At 62.4% G+C, this 13,388-nt stretch carries 11 protein-coding genes; 5 read left to right on the top strand and 6 right to left on the bottom strand.

Features of this window, described 5'->3' with window-relative positions; translation table 11 throughout:
• The first annotated feature begins 79 nt into the window (after nucleotides 1-79).
• A complete protein-coding gene (locus C8E00_RS10505) occupies nucleotides 80-1,321 on the top strand; it encodes a D-alanyl-D-alanine carboxypeptidase (RefSeq protein WP_133697456.1) in 1,242 nt (413 codons plus the stop codon).
• A 19-nt stretch (nucleotides 1,322-1,340) separates the two neighbouring features.
• Here C8E00_RS10505 and C8E00_RS10500 read toward each other — a convergent pair whose 3' ends face one another.
• On the bottom strand, nucleotides 1,341-2,054 hold the full coding sequence (locus C8E00_RS10500) for a UTRA domain-containing protein (protein WP_133697455.1): 714 nt from the start codon (nucleotides 2,052-2,054) through the stop codon (nucleotides 1,341-1,343).
• 169 nt (nucleotides 2,055-2,223) lie between these two features.
• On the opposite strand from C8E00_RS10500, the gene C8E00_RS10495 reads away from it, so the two are divergent.
• Nucleotides 2,224-3,639, top strand: a complete 1,416-nt coding sequence (locus tag C8E00_RS10495) for an amidase (RefSeq protein ID WP_133697454.1) — start codon at nucleotides 2,224-2,226, stop codon at nucleotides 3,637-3,639.
• Between the two features lie 31 nt (nucleotides 3,640-3,670).
• On the opposite strand, the gene C8E00_RS10490 is transcribed toward C8E00_RS10495, so the two are convergent.
• From C8E00_RS10490 to C8E00_RS10475, 4 genes are all read right to left on the bottom strand, one after another.
• Nucleotides 3,671-4,459 carry an amino acid ABC transporter ATP-binding protein gene (locus tag C8E00_RS10490; protein ID WP_133697453.1) on the bottom strand — a complete coding sequence of 263 codons (789 nt, stop codon included), beginning with the start codon at nucleotides 4,457-4,459 and terminating at the stop codon, nucleotides 3,671-3,673.
• Nucleotides 4,452-5,117 (bottom strand): amino acid ABC transporter permease, encoded by a 666-nt coding sequence (locus C8E00_RS10485; RefSeq protein ID WP_133697452.1) that lies wholly within the window; start codon nucleotides 5,115-5,117, stop codon nucleotides 4,452-4,454. The genes C8E00_RS10490 and C8E00_RS10485 overlap by 8 nt, the downstream gene beginning before the upstream one ends.
• A 10-nt stretch (nucleotides 5,118-5,127) precedes the next feature.
• Nucleotides 5,128-5,769, bottom strand: coding sequence for an amino acid ABC transporter permease (locus C8E00_RS10480; protein WP_133697451.1), 642 nt, complete (start codon nucleotides 5,767-5,769; stop codon nucleotides 5,128-5,130).
• A gap of 83 nt (nucleotides 5,770-5,852) precedes the next feature.
• Nucleotides 5,853-6,635 carry a transporter substrate-binding domain-containing protein gene (locus tag C8E00_RS10475; RefSeq protein ID WP_243833164.1) on the bottom strand — a complete coding sequence of 261 codons (783 nt, stop codon included), beginning with the start codon at nucleotides 6,633-6,635 and terminating at the stop codon, nucleotides 5,853-5,855.
• 346 nt (nucleotides 6,636-6,981) lie between these two features.
• Here C8E00_RS10475 and pdxR point away from each other — a divergent pair, with 346 nt between their 5' ends.
• Nucleotides 6,982-8,442, top strand: coding sequence for a MocR-like pyridoxine biosynthesis transcription factor PdxR (pdxR, locus tag C8E00_RS10470; protein WP_133697449.1), 1,461 nt, complete (start codon nucleotides 6,982-6,984; stop codon nucleotides 8,440-8,442).
• A gap of 102 nt (nucleotides 8,443-8,544) precedes the next feature.
• Here the strand turns inward: pdxR and C8E00_RS10465 are convergent, their stop codons facing one another.
• Nucleotides 8,545-9,861, bottom strand: a complete 1,317-nt coding sequence (locus C8E00_RS10465; RefSeq protein WP_133697448.1) for an aspartate aminotransferase family protein — start codon at nucleotides 9,859-9,861, stop codon at nucleotides 8,545-8,547.
• A gap of 325 nt (nucleotides 9,862-10,186) precedes the next feature.
• On the opposite strand from C8E00_RS10465, the gene katG reads away from it, so the two are divergent.
• Both katG and C8E00_RS10455 read left to right on the top strand, forming a co-directional pair.
• Nucleotides 10,187-12,340, top strand: coding sequence for a catalase/peroxidase HPI (gene katG / locus C8E00_RS10460; protein ID WP_133697447.1), 2,154 nt, complete (start codon nucleotides 10,187-10,189; stop codon nucleotides 12,338-12,340).
• Nucleotides 12,341-12,623: 283 nt separating this feature from the next.
• Nucleotides 12,624-13,376 carry a sulfite exporter TauE/SafE family protein gene (locus C8E00_RS10455; protein WP_208291913.1) on the top strand — a complete coding sequence of 251 codons (753 nt, stop codon included), beginning with the start codon at nucleotides 12,624-12,626 and terminating at the stop codon, nucleotides 13,374-13,376.
• Nucleotides 13,377-13,388 lie beyond the last annotated feature (12 nt).

The following is a 13,388-nucleotide window of genomic DNA, read 5'->3' as shown; positions in this document are numbered from 1 at the left end:
TTGTGGCGTCGCCATAACAAATGTCGCGGCAAATCTGACGGATGGGCCCGTGGCGGGCCCTCTTTGAAGGACATACAACATGACGTCCCTGCATTCCCAGCGTGCGCGGCTGTCGCCCGCCCTGACCCTGTTGGTCGTTTTCGCCATCGCGTTGTGCACGCTGTCCGTGGCCGAAGCGGCCCCCAACCCGCGCTACGCGTCCATCGTCATCGATACCGAGAACGGCGCCGTCCTGCATGCCGACAACGCCGATGCGCCTCGCTACCCGGCCTCATTGACCAAGATGATGACGCTGTATCTGCTCTTCGAGGCGATCGAGGACGATACGCTCAGCCTGGAGAGCCGCTTGCCGGTGTCGCGGTACGCCGCGGCGAAGCCGCCCTCCAAGATGGGCGTGACGCCCGGCGAGACGGTGCAGGTGGAGGACGCCATCAACATCCTCATCGTCAAGTCCGCCAACGACGTGGCGGCGGTGGTGGCCGAAGGGCTGGCCGGCAGCGAGTCCGTCTTCGCCGGTCAGATGACCGACAAGGCGCGTGCCCTGGGCATGATGGACACGACCTTCCGCAACGCCTCGGGCCTCCCCGACCCGGAGCAGGTCACGACGGCACGCGACATGGCGATTCTCGCGCTGCGGTTGATGCGGGACTTCCCCGCCTATTACCCGTATTTCGGCAAGACCCGGTTCACCTGGCAGGGAAAGCGCTATCAGGGACACAACCGGCTGCTGGATAGCTATGCAGGGGCCGATGGTCTCAAGACCGGTTACATTCGCGCCTCGGGCTTCAACGTGGCGACTTCCGCCGTCCACGATGGGCGCCGCATCCTCTCGGTGGTGATGGGCGGCTTCACGGCACAATCGCGCGATGCCCACATGCGTGAACTGCTCGATAGCGGCTTCGCGCGTGCCGCCTCGCTCGCCCAAGGGGACTGGATCGCCCAGGCCGATATCTACGGCGAGCGCTTGCAGATCCCCGCCTCGCCGGCACCGATGCGTGACGATCCCATTCGCGAGCTGATCGCCCAGGCGCAGAGCGAACAGGGCGACGCCCGCCCGACGCCGACCGCGGAACGTTCGACCGGCGGTGCCTGGGCGGTGCAGGTAGGCGCCTTCAGCGATCGCATGCGAGCGCGTCACCAGGCCGACCAGGCTGCCGACTTCCTCGATCTGGGTGGCCGCGTCGCGGTGTCTTCGACCCAGGGAGCGCGCAGCATCTTCCGGGCACAGCTGGTGGATCTCGAGGAAAGCCAGGCGCGCCGTTCCTGTCAGCAGCTGGCACGCGAGGGAATCGACTGCGTGGTGGTGGCGTCGGGTCGTTGATGGGCGGCCGCCGAGGACGCTACGTCATGTCGACATCGGCACGAATGCAGATGGCGTCGTGCAGCCAGTGGTCCTCGTCGTATTCGAGCGCGCGGCCGTCACGGTCATAGGTGGTCCGCGTCACGCAAAGCCCTGCACTTCCGCTATGCACGCCGAGCGTCTCGGCCTCAGTGCCGGTCAGCGCGGTAGGGTAGAGTCGCAGCGACTTGCGCACCGGGTCGATGCCGTAGTCATCATGCAGGCGTTGCCAGAGCGACGCCGTGAAATCGCCTTCGGCCAGCCCCGGCAGCAGGTCGTCCCGTAGCCAGATGCGTTCCAGTAGAACCGCCCGGTCGTCGATATAACGCCGCCGACAGACTTTCAGTACCGTGTGTTCCGGAGGAATCATGAGCGCCTGTGCCACCGTCGGTGGCGCCGGTCGATGGTACAGGCTCAACACCTGAGTGAATGGGCGCCGGCCTTGTGCCGTGACGTACTGGGTGAAACTCTGGTCGCGGTCGGGGGTATAGTCCACGCGGGGCGGCGAGACGAACCAGCCGCGTCGGGTGCGGCGATGGATGCGTCCCTCGCTTTCCAGCTGCGACAACGCCTGGCGCAGCGTGATCCGTGTGGTGGCGAAGCGCTCCGCCAGCAGGCGCTCGGCGGGCAGGCGGCCGGCGGGGCGCAGCTCTCCCGACTCGATCAGCGCCACCAGGCGGTCACGCAACTGGAGATAGAACGGCGTTTCGGGCATCGGGTTTCCCAGGCTGACGGCATCGTTGACAGCGATGATAAGCGTTGCTGCGGGTATCGGTCATCGTGCGCAAGGCTTCTTTGGCGTTGCCTTGCTGGGGTGTCGCGTCTAGCCTAGGCCTCTGACACGCAATCGCGTGCCATTCACCAAGCAGGGATGTGAGGGTGTCATGCAAGAGACGGATCTGGGCATGATGGATGCCGGGCAGTTGGCCGCGTTGTTCGAATCGGGCGATGCTTCTCCTCTGGAGGCGACGCGTGCCGCGCTGTCGCGCATCGAACGCTTCAACGACGCCGTCAATGCCTATGTCTACGTGGATCATGAGGGCGCCGAACAGGCCGCCAAGGCCTCGGCGCGTCGCTGGGGGCAGGGCAAGCCGTTGAGCCCCATCGACGGCGTACCGGTGTCGATGAAGGATTTGACCGAAGTGGCCGGCATGCCGGCCCGTGATGGCTCGTTGACCACCTCGGATGCGCCTTGCGAAGGCGATGCGCCGCCGGCACGCATGCTGCGTGAGGCGGGCGCCATCTTCCTGGGCAAGACCAATACCCCGGAGTTTGGCTGGAAGGCCGTCACCGACAACCGCGTGTTCGGCGCCACCTATAATCCATGGGACACGCGGCTGACGCCAGGGGGTTCCTCGGGGGGCGCGGCCGCTGCCGCCGCTCTCAACATGGGCGTCTTGCACCAGGGCGGGGACTCGGGTGGCTCGATCCGCATACCCGCCGCCTTTACCGGCGTATTCGGTTTCAAGCCGACCTTCGGCTGGACGCCGCAATGGCCACCCGCCAAGGCGCCAACGCTCTCGCATATCGGTCCGTTGACGCGCAACGTGCCGGACGCGGCGCGCATGCTCAACGTGATCGGGCGTTACGATTATCGTGATCCTTATGCAGCACGCGGGCAGCCTGACGACTGGGGCGTGGACCTGGATTGCGACCTGCGCGGTTTGCGTATCGCCTACTCGCCGGATCTTGGCTATGCCCAAGTCGATCCGCAGATTGCCGCCCGCGTCCGAGAAGCGGCCGAAAAGCTTCAAGCCCTGGGGGCCGAGGTCGAGGAGATTCACCCCGGCTTCGAATCGCCGATCGAGATCTTTCAGAAGATATGGTTCACCGCCTCGCTGGAGGTGTGGTCGCAGTCCACCGAGCACGAGCGCAGCCTGCTCGATCCGGGGCTGGTGGCCAATGCACGCATCGCCGAGCGCTGGAGTGCGCTGGATTTCTTCCGCGCGCTGGAGGCCCGTGCGCGCCTGACCGAGCGACTCGAACACTTCAATCAGGAGTATCACCTGTTGATGACGCCCTCGGTGGCGGTGTCGCCGTTCGAAGCCAACCATGAGGTGCCGCCGGGGAGTGGCATGCGCGATTGGGAGGAATGGGCGCCTTTCTCATATCCCTTCAATCTCAGCCAGCAACCCGCCGCCTCCGTGCCATGCGGCTTCACCGACGCGGGCATGCCGGTTGGCTTTCAGCTCGCGGGCGGCAAGCACGACGATATTCGTGTGCTGCGTGCCTGCCATGCCTTCATGCAGGCGCATCCGCCACGTTTCCCGACGGTGCCCGACCCCGCCCAGACGGGCTGAGCGGCGTCGGTCGGTGAAGCGCCTCGTCCGTTCAGGCGGGCGAGGGCGTGTCGTGATTTTCGAGGAACTTGCGTACGCGATCGGTCTTGGGGGTGGTGAAGAAGGTCTCCGGGTCGGCGCGCTCGATGATCAGGCCTTTTTCCAGGAAGACGACCTGATCCGACACCGCGCGGGCGAAGGCCATCTCGTGCGTCACCATGACCATGGTGTAGCCCTCGGCGGAGAGATCCTTGATCACCGCCAGCACCTCGCCCACCAGCTCCGGGTCCAGTGCCGAGGTAGGCTCGTCGAAGAGCATCACCGTCGGCTGCATGGCCAATGCCCGGGCGATGGCCACACGCTGTTTCTGGCCGCCCGAGAGCGTGTTGGGGTAGCTGTCGTGTTTGTGCGACATGCCGACCTTGTCGAGCAGCGCTTTGGCAAGTGCCTCGGCCTCCCGTTTGGACTTGCCCTGAACATGGATCGGTGCTTCGGTGACGTTGTGCAGCACGTTGAGGTGTGGCCACAGATTGAAGCCCTGGAACACCATGCCGGTCTTGGCGCGCACCTTGGCCAGCTCGCGTACCGGCATCGCGCGCCCATCATCGTGGACGCCGATGCGCTGCCCGGCGATATGAATGCTGCCCCGGTCGGGCTTCTCGAGCCAGTTGATGCAACGCAACAGCGTCGACTTGCCCGAGCCTGACGAACCGATGATCGTGACGACTTCTCCGGTCTTGACCTCCAGTTCGACGTCGCGCAGCACTTCGACGTCATCGAAGCTTTTCGAAAGATGGCGGATCGATACCGCGGCCGTCTCGGACGTGTTGGCTTCAGACATTGTCGAACCCCCGCTTGGCGCTGAAGCGCCCGCATTGTTTGATGATGATTTCCATCGCCACGCTGAGCGCCCAGTAAAAGCCGATGACGACGATGAACGCCTCGGTGGGAATGAAATAGGTACTCGACAGGCTATTGGCCACCGCCGTGAGCTCGCGCACGGTAATGATCACCAGAAACGCCGTATCCTTCAGGGCGTAAATCAGCTGATTGCCCAGCAATGGCCGGGTCTGCATGATGACTTGCGGCAGAATCAGCCGGAAAAACATCTTGCTCTTGGTGAAGCCATGCGCCTTGGCAGCCTCGATCTGCCCCGGTGGGAAGGTCAGACGGTTGCTGCGGAAGATCTCGGCGAAATAGGTGCCATGGTATACCGCCAACGCGCCCACCCCCGTCCACCAGGCATCGAGGCGAATGCCAACGGATGGCAGGCCGTAATACAGCAGATACACGAGGATCAAGAACGGTAGCATGCGCATGGCATCGATGAAGATGCGTAACGGCATGGTCAGTCGTTTGCGGCTGCCCTCGAGCAGATACAACAGGCCGCAGCCAATCAGAAAAGCACCGGCGATCGAGAGACCGAAGATCTCCAGCGTGCGCCAGAAACCGATCAAGAACTCGTCGCGCGCCTGCCACAGAATTTCCCAATTGCTCATTGCCGTCTCCTCACATGGCCAGCCGGTTGGCGCGGCGCTCGAAAATGCGCTGCAGCCAGATCAGGCAACCGATTACCATCATGTAGAGCGCGCCGGCGACGAGAATCGGCGGTAGCGGCTCGTAGGTCACGGCCGAAATGCGATTGGTCACGCGTGTAAGATCGACGATGCCGATTACCGCGATGGCGGGGCTGCCCTTGATCAGAAACGACATCTCGTTGATCAGCCCGGGCAGGCTGGTGATTACCATCTGAGGCAGCATGATGCGGCGAAAAGTGATCCACGGCGTCATTCCCGTGGCCATGGCCGCTTCGCGCTGCTCGCGGGAGAAGTTGCGAAAGGCGCTGCGCCAGATCTCGGCATTGAAGGCCGTGGTATTGAGCGTCAACGCCAGGATGCCGGCGACGCTACGGTTGAAGTCGAGCCCCAGATCGGGCGCGCTGAGAAAGATGAACAGTGCCAGGGTCACCAGGGGCGTGGCGCGTGCCACGCTGATGTAGAGCACGAGAAGTTGGTCGACGATGGGAATTCGCGCGAGGCGAATCAGGGCGATGACCAAACCCGCCAAGACGCCGATGGCAATCGAGACAGCGGAGATCCAGACGGTGGTCCAGGCCCCTTCCAGCAACATTTGCCAGGCGCTGGCATTCATGACAGATTCCCCGAGCTAAGGAGGATAGGCGGCGCCGTGGCGGGGCCAAGGCGCCGTGTTGACACGTCGGCACGTCTGGGCGTTCAGCCGTCGAGGCCGGCCAGTTCGTGGAATTGTTCGACGCTGGTCAGCGGCTCGTCGGGCAGGTTGGGGAAGCTTTCACCGAACCATTTCTTCTGCAACTCGGCGAGACGGCCGGTTTCCTTCATATGCTCGAGAAAGTCGGTCATGTAAGCGAGCAGTTCCGGGCTATCCTTGGGAATCGGCCAGGAGACGTAGCCTGCCCCGGAGACTGCCTGCCCCTTGGCGAATACGTCCGGCTTGGAGGCCACCAGTGTATTCACCGGCACCGCCGAGTCGATCACGTAATCCAAGCGGCCGTTGGCCAAATCGGCGAAGGCTTCCGGGTAGGACGCGTATTCCACGACCTCGCCAAGTTCGCCGCCTCGCTCCTCGAGCATCTTCTCGAGCTCGGGGAGGCGTGACAGCAACACGCTGCCTGCTTGCACGCCGAGGGTCTTGCCGCTCAGGTCGGCCACGCTTTGCAGGCGCTCGTCACCGGCGCGCTTGATGTAGAAGTGTTGCGCCGAGGCGTAGGGCGGGGTGTAGTTGAAGACCCGCAAACGCTCGTCGGAGACCGAAGCCCCGGTCAAGGCCATGTCGTACTGATCGTTGGAGACCGCCGCGAGCAGGCCGGTCCACGGCAGGATCGACTGGCGGATCTCGAAGTCGGCGTTGAAGCCCTTGGCTTTGCCGTTTTCGATGAAGTTGAAGGGGGCGTAGTTATCCTCGGTGGCCACCTCCATGTAACCACGTTCCTGGATTTCCTCCAGATCTGCCGCCAGGGCGGGTAGCGACAACGACATCAAAGTGCCGGCTATGGTGGCGGCCAAGGCTCTGGAAAGGAAACGGCGGGGAGAGGACTCCGTTGAGCGACCTGCGTTACGAGTCGTGGGAAGCATCATAATCACCTTCGCTGTTGTTGTTGAGATCGTTGGCTGAGTGAGACCGAAGACGGCTCGCCGCGATGGCGGCAATCGCGAACTTGGTGATTCCACCCTAATGAATTCGACGTTGGTCGCTATAGAGCCAGTTGGTGGACACCGGTTGGCCAGATGCTTCGGCGCCTAATCATGCCGCCAGGCAGGGATCGAGATGTCATGGCGCGTTCCTTGCATCTCTTCCGGTGTGATGCCACATCGGGAGAGAACGATGCTCGACCATTATTTCCATCTCGATTTCGATACCCAGCGCGGGTTGCAGGAACAGCTGCGCGAGTCGCTGCTCGATGCGATCCATACCGGGACCATTCCCGCCGACGAGGCGTTGCCGTCATGTCGCCGTTTGTCCCTGCAACTGGGCATTTCGCGCAATACCGTAGCGTTGGTGTACGAAGGCCTGGTCGAGGACGGCTACCTGGTCAGCCGGCCGCGCAGCGGGTATTACCTGCACGATGCATATCATGACAGCGATACCCTGGCGCTGGCCCAAGCGACGAGCCAGACGGCGGTGGATGCACCCTCCTGGAGCAAACGCTTCACGCATCGCCCCAGTCATTTGCAGGGCGTACTGCGTCCCAGCAACTGGATGCATTACGAATTCCCCTTCGTCTATGGGCAACTGGATACGCGGTTGTTTCCCCTCGAACAATGGCGCGAGACGTCGCGACGCCTGTTGGGTGGGAATCGCGAGCGTCATTGGCTCAGCGATCGCTACGATCAAGACGACCCAATGCTGATTGAGCAATTACGCACGCGGGTGCTGCCCAAGCGGGGCATTCATGCACAGAGCGATGAGATTTTGGTGACCCTGGGATCGCAGAATGCACTGTTTTTGATCGCGCAGCTGTTGTTCGACAGGGAGACGCGGGTCGCCGTCGAGAACCCCGGGTATCGCGAGGCGGTCAACGTCTTCCTGCGCCAGGGTGCCCAGCTTCACTACCAGCACGTGGACGGAGAGGGCATGCGGCTCGATGCCGAGACACCACGCTGTGATTACCTCTACGTGACGCCTAGCCATCAGGGGCCGACCGGCATCACCATGAGCCACGAGCGTCGCGAGCAGTTGATTAAACAGATCCAGCGCTTCGATCAAATCGTGCTCGAGGACGATTATGACGCAGAAGTGAACTTCGACCGTCAGGCGCAGCCGGCGCTGAAAGCCAGCCGAGCCGGTGGGCGGGTGATCTACATGAGCAGCCTGTCCAAACCGCTCTCGCCGGGGCTACGCCTTGGCTACCTCGTGGCCGACGCCGAGTTGATCGACGAGCTGCGTGCGCTGCGGCGGTTGATGTATCGCCACCCGCCGTCGAGCTTGCAACAACAACTGGCGCAGTTTCTCGCCCAGGGCCATTACGACCGCTACCTGCGGCAGTTCGCCGACGAGATGCGCCACCGCTGGGAGTGCATGAACGACGCCATTGTCAGGCACTTGAGCGATTGCCGGCGCGTCGGCGGCGATCATGCCAGCGTGTTCTGGCTGGAAGCACCGCAAGACGTGGATACCCAGCGTCTGGCCTGGCAGGCGGCGCAAGACGGCGTGCTCATCGAGCCGGGTTTTCAGCATTTCTTCGAACGTGTGCCGCCGCGCAACTTCATGCGCCTGGGATTCGGCGCCATCGACGCCGAACGCATTGAGTCGGGTATCGAACGCCTGGCGCGAACGCTGGGATAGCGGCGTACCCACGATGACGCCGGGCACAGGCCCGGCGCATGGTATCTTGTGCTTCACCGCACTGGCGGGTGCGGCGGTGATGCCGCCCGCGACCCCAGGCGATCACGCGGCGTGCTTGGCCGACATCTCGCCCAGGACGTTATCCAGAATCGCCAGCCCCTGCTGGGTTTCCGCCTCACTGACGATGCACGGCGGCACCACATGAATGCGGTTTTCGGCCACGAACGGCAGCATGCCTTCGGCGAGCAGGGCGTGCTTGATCTCGCGCATCGCACTCGCTGATAGCGGCGTGCGGCTCTCGCGGTCGCTGACCAGTTCCAGGGCATGAAAGACTCCCCGTCCGCGTGTTTCGCCGACGATGGCATGCTCGCGCGCCAGGCGCTCGAGCCCCTGGCCGAGCACGCCTTCGCCGATGCGGGCGGCGTTTTCCACGACCCCTTCGTCGCGCATGGCATCCAGCGTGGCAACGATAGAAGCCATCGCCAGCGGATGCCCGGAATAGGTCAGGCCGCCGAAGAACATGTGCTCGTCGAAATGACGGCTGATGGCGTCCGAGACCACGACGCCGCCGGCGGGGACATAACCGGAATTGACCCCCTTGGCAAAGACGATCAGATCCGGCGTGACATCGAAGTGTTCGAAGGCGAACCAGCGCCCGGTACGTCCGAAACCGGCCATCACTTCATCGAAGATCAACAGGATGCCGAACTCGTCGGCCAACACCCGCACGCCCTTCAAGTAGTCTGCCGGGGGCGTCAGTACGCCCGCCGTGCCGGGGATCGGCTCGAGCAGAATGGCGGCGATGGCGCCGGGGCCTTCGCATTCGATGACCCGACGCAGGTGCTGCAAGGCGCGCTGGGATTCCTCTTGCTCGTCGCTGGCCCAGAAGTCGCTGCGATACAGATAGGGATTGAAGAAGTGCGCATGGCCCCGCGCGAACTCGTTGGGCACGCGACGCGGATCGCCCGTGGCGACGATGGCCGATCCGGTGTTGCCGTGATAGGAGCGATACGCCGAAAGAACCTTGTCGCGTCCAGTGAAACTCCGCGCCATGCGGATGGCGTTCTCGTTGGCATCCGCTCCGGCGTTGGTGAAGAACACCTTGGAGAAGCCTTGCGGAGCACGCTCCACAATACGCTTGGCGGCCTCGCCGCGTGCCAGATTGGCATGCGCCGGGGCCACCGTGGCTAGCGTTTCGGCCTGCTCCTTGATGGCGGCGATGACCTTGGGATGCTGGTGGCCGATATTGGTGTTCACCAGCTGGCTGCTGAAATCCAGGTATTCCTTGCCCGTGTAATCCCACATGCGGCACCCCTCGGCGCCGGCGATCACCAGCGGATCGAGCTGCCCCTGCAGGGACCAGGAATGAAAGACGTACTGGCGGTCGAGCTGGTGAACGAAGTCGTTGGTCGTGGTCATGAGCAAGGTCCTGTGCGGTCGGCAACGAACGGTATGTCGTATCTAGTAGGCCCTTAGCCTAGGCAGCTTTCTCCATGCCCAGATAGAGCCAGAAAGGTATCGACGTCGTGACAGCGGTATGCCGCATCACGCTCCCGCTATTGTGCGATAATTTATTTCTATTGAATTATTAGCAAAATACAAATTTTTACTATCAAAGCGATGCTTTAAAAAAGTGCTACGTCAATAACGCATGGCTGTCACGCCAAGGTGAGTACGCTAACCAAGGTGCTGACCATAGGGTCCTTGAGTATCGCCAAGGCCAGGAGCAAAAGGGGAAAGCAATATGAGCGGAAAATGTCCGGTAATGCACGGTGGTCATACCTCGACGGGTACCTCCAATAAAGACTGGTGGCCGGAAGGTATCAATCTGGATATCTTGCACCAGCACGACCTCAAGACGAACCCAATGGGTCCTGACTTCGATTACCGTGAGGAAGTCAGAAAGCTCGATTTCGACGCGCTCAAGCAAGACGTTCACGCGTTGATGACCGATAGTCAGGCGTGGTGGCCGGCTGACTGGGGCCACTATGGCGGCCTGATGATCCGCATGGCGTGGCACTCTGCGGGTACCTACCGTCTTGCCGATGGTCGTGGCGGTGGCGGTACCGGTAGCCAGCGCTTCGCCCCTCTCAACTCTTGGCCGGATAATGCGAGCCTCGATAAGGCGCGTCGTCTGCTGTGGCCGGTCAAGAAAAAATACGGCAACAAAATCAGCTGGGCCGATCTGATGATTCTGGCCGGTACGGTCGCCTACGAATCCATGGGACTGCCGTCCTATGGGTTTTCTTTCGGGCGTAAAGATATCTGGGAGCCAGAGAAGGACATTTACTGGGGCGATGAGAAAGAGTGGTTGGCGCCTTCCGACGAGCGCTACGAAGACGTCGATACGCCGGAAACCATGGAAAACCCCTTGGCCGCGGTGCAAATGGGGCTTATCTACGTCAACCCCGAAGGCGTCAACGGTCAGCCCGATCCGCTCAAGACCGCTCAGCAGGTACGTGAAACCTTCGCCCGCATGGCCATGAACGACGAAGAAACAGCCGCGCTGACAGCGGGTGGGCATACCGTGGGCAAGTGTCACGGCAATGGTGATGCAGCTGCGCTAGACGCCGAACCCGAAGCGTCCGATGTCGAGAATCAGGGGTTTGGCTGGAGCAACCCGAACATGGGGGGCAAGGCGAGCAACGCCATCACCTCGGGCATCGAAGGCGCCTGGACCACGAACCCCACTCAGTTCGACATGGGCTACTTCGATCTGCTCTTCGGCTACGAGTGGGAGCTTAGAAAGAGCCCCGCTGGCGCTAACCAGTGGGAACCGGTCGACATCCGCGAAGAAGACAAGCCGGTTGATGCCAGCGACCCCTCTATCCGTCATAACCCCATCATGACCGATGCGGACATGGCGATGAAGATGGACCCGACCTATCGGGCGCTGTGCGAAAAATTCATGGCCGATCCGGAATACTTCAAGCAAACCTTCGCCAAGGCATGGTTCAAGCTGACCCACCGTGACCTGGGTCCGAAGTCGCGCTATATCGGCCCCGAGGTCCCTGCAGAAGACTTGATCTGGCAGGACCCCATTCCGGCGGGTAACACCGACTACGTCGAAGAAGTCGTCAAGCAGCAGATCGCAGAAAGCGGCCTGAGTATCGGTGAGATGGTCAGCACGGCATGGGACAGCGCTCGTACGTATCGCGGTTCCGATATGCGCGGCGGTGCCAACGGCGCTCGTATTCGGCTAGCGCCCCAGAAAGACTGGATCGGCAATGAACCCGAGCGCTTGGCCAAGGTGTTGGCGATTTATGAAAAGATCTCTGCCGATACCGGTGCCAGCATCGCCGATGTGATCGTCTTGGCGGGTAGTGTGGGTATCGAACAAGCGGCCAAGGCGGCGGGTTATGACGTGCGCGTGCCGTTCTTGAAAGGTCGTGGTGATGCCACCGACGAGATGACGGACGCCGACTCCTTTGAGCCGCTGGAGCCGTTGGCCGATGGCTTTCGTAATTGGCAGAAGAAAGACTACGTGGTGAAGCCGGAGGAAATGCTGCTCGATCGCGCACAGTTGATGGGGCTGACCGGGCCCGAAATGACCGTGCTGATCGGCGGTATGCGGGTCCTGGGCACCAACCATGGCGGTACCCAGCACGGTGTATTCACCGACCGTGAAGGGCAGTTGACCAACGATTATTTCGTTAATCTGACCGACATGGGCAACACCTGGAAGCCCGCGGGTAACAGCCTCTACACGATCCGTGACCGGCAGACGGATACCGTCAAATGGACCGCGACGCGCGTTGATTTGGTTTTCGGTTCCAACTCGCTGCTGCGATCGTACGCGGAGGTCTATGCTCAGGATGACAATGATGAGAAATTCGTCAACGACTTCGTCACTGCCTGGACGAAAGTGATGAACGCCGATCGCTTCGACATCGCGTAACTTGCCCTTTCCCGGTTAGCGTCTCGCTCGCCGGGAAACGCGACACGGCCCTTCAAAACGAAGTGCGCCGTGTCGCGATACCGCTTACCTCCTTGACTCGATCTAAGAGCCCCCTCCCAGGTTCGTACCGTCCCACGCTTGTGTGTGGCGAGTGGCAGCGTACCGATGCCTCCGCCGTGACGCCGGGATGTCCCACCGAGACACCGTAACTGGCCCTACCGTGGCCTTTACAGGCTGGCTAGGCTGCTGTGCCAGTGCCTCATTCCCGATCCCAGGAGCGACCGTGTCCCCGACGCTGCCCACGCTTGCCGCTGCGATGAGCCTCGCGCTATTGGCGGGGGGCGTGCGCGGCTATTGCGGTTTCGGGTTTGCCATGCTGCTGGCGTTGGGTTTGATGTTGTTCATGCCGCCGATCGAGGCTGTGCCGTTGGCATTGCTGCTGGATCTCGTCACGAGCCTGGGGCTGTGGCGACGTGCCCTGCGTCATGCCGATTGGTCATGTCTGCGTTCATTGTTGCTGGGGATGGCACTGGCGACCGGGCTCGGGGTGTGGCTACTGGCGAGCGTGCCGGCCGCGCCGATGCGTATCGTCGTCGCGCTGTTGGCGCTGAGCGGTGCCGTGGCCCTGCTCTGCCAGCGGAATGTCGCCGCGCCTGGTCGCGCTGCGCCAGTGCGTGGCGTGGTGCTTAGCGCGGGTGGGCTCTCCGGCCTGTGCATGACGCTGGCCTCCTCGGGTGGGCCGCCGTTGATGCTGTATCTGCTCTATCGCCGCATGCCACCGCTCGCGATGCGTGCCACGGCTATCGTTTTCTTCGTCGCCAGCAGTAGCGCCTCCCTGCTCGGGCTGGGCCTGGCGGGTGCCTTGCACGCCAGCACCTGGCATTGGGCGGCATGGCTATTGTTGCCAGCGCTGCTGGGTAACGCCCTCGGCCAGTGGTGCTTCGAACGCGCGCCCCCGCGCTCGCTCAAATCCAGCGTCGCGCCGCTGTTGATCGCGCTCTCGCTGTGGGTATTGCTCCGCGAGGCGCTTGCCTGATCCCTAACACCG

Origin of the sequence: Chromohalobacter marismortui, from assembly GCF_004364315.1 — a bacterium.
Lineage (GTDB): Bacteria > Pseudomonadota > Gammaproteobacteria > Pseudomonadales > Halomonadaceae > Chromohalobacter > Chromohalobacter marismortui.
This window is presented reverse-complemented; position numbering and strand designations above follow the sequence as displayed.

What these genes read in the sequence shown, in the direction of transcription:
- C8E00_RS10505 (WP_133697456.1), top strand. Translation starts at nt 80, where the DNA reads ATGACGTCCCTGCATTCCCAGCGTGCGCGGCTGTCGCCCGCCCTGACC.
- C8E00_RS10500 (WP_133697455.1), bottom strand. Translation starts at nt 2,054, where the DNA reads ATGCCCGAAACGCCGTTCTATCTCCAGTTGCGTGACCGCCTGGTGGCG.
- C8E00_RS10495 (WP_133697454.1), top strand. Translation starts at nt 2,224, where the DNA reads ATGCAAGAGACGGATCTGGGCATGATGGATGCCGGGCAGTTGGCCGCG.
- C8E00_RS10490 (WP_133697453.1), bottom strand. Translation starts at nt 4,459, where the DNA reads ATGTCTGAAGCCAACACGTCCGAGACGGCCGCGGTATCGATCCGCCAT.
- C8E00_RS10485 (WP_133697452.1), bottom strand. Translation starts at nt 5,117, where the DNA reads ATGAGCAATTGGGAAATTCTGTGGCAGGCGCGCGACGAGTTCTTGATC.
- C8E00_RS10480 (WP_133697451.1), bottom strand. Translation starts at nt 5,769, where the DNA reads ATGAATGCCAGCGCCTGGCAAATGTTGCTGGAAGGGGCCTGGACCACC.
- C8E00_RS10475 (WP_243833164.1), bottom strand. Translation starts at nt 6,635, where the DNA reads ATGTCGTTGTCGCTACCCGCCCTGGCGGCAGATCTGGAGGAAATCCAG.
- pdxR (WP_133697449.1), top strand. Translation starts at nt 6,982, where the DNA reads ATGCTCGACCATTATTTCCATCTCGATTTCGATACCCAGCGCGGGTTG.
- C8E00_RS10465 (WP_133697448.1), bottom strand. Translation starts at nt 9,861, where the DNA reads ATGACCACGACCAACGACTTCGTTCACCAGCTCGACCGCCAGTACGTC.
- katG (WP_133697447.1), top strand. Translation starts at nt 10,187, where the DNA reads ATGAGCGGAAAATGTCCGGTAATGCACGGTGGTCATACCTCGACGGGT.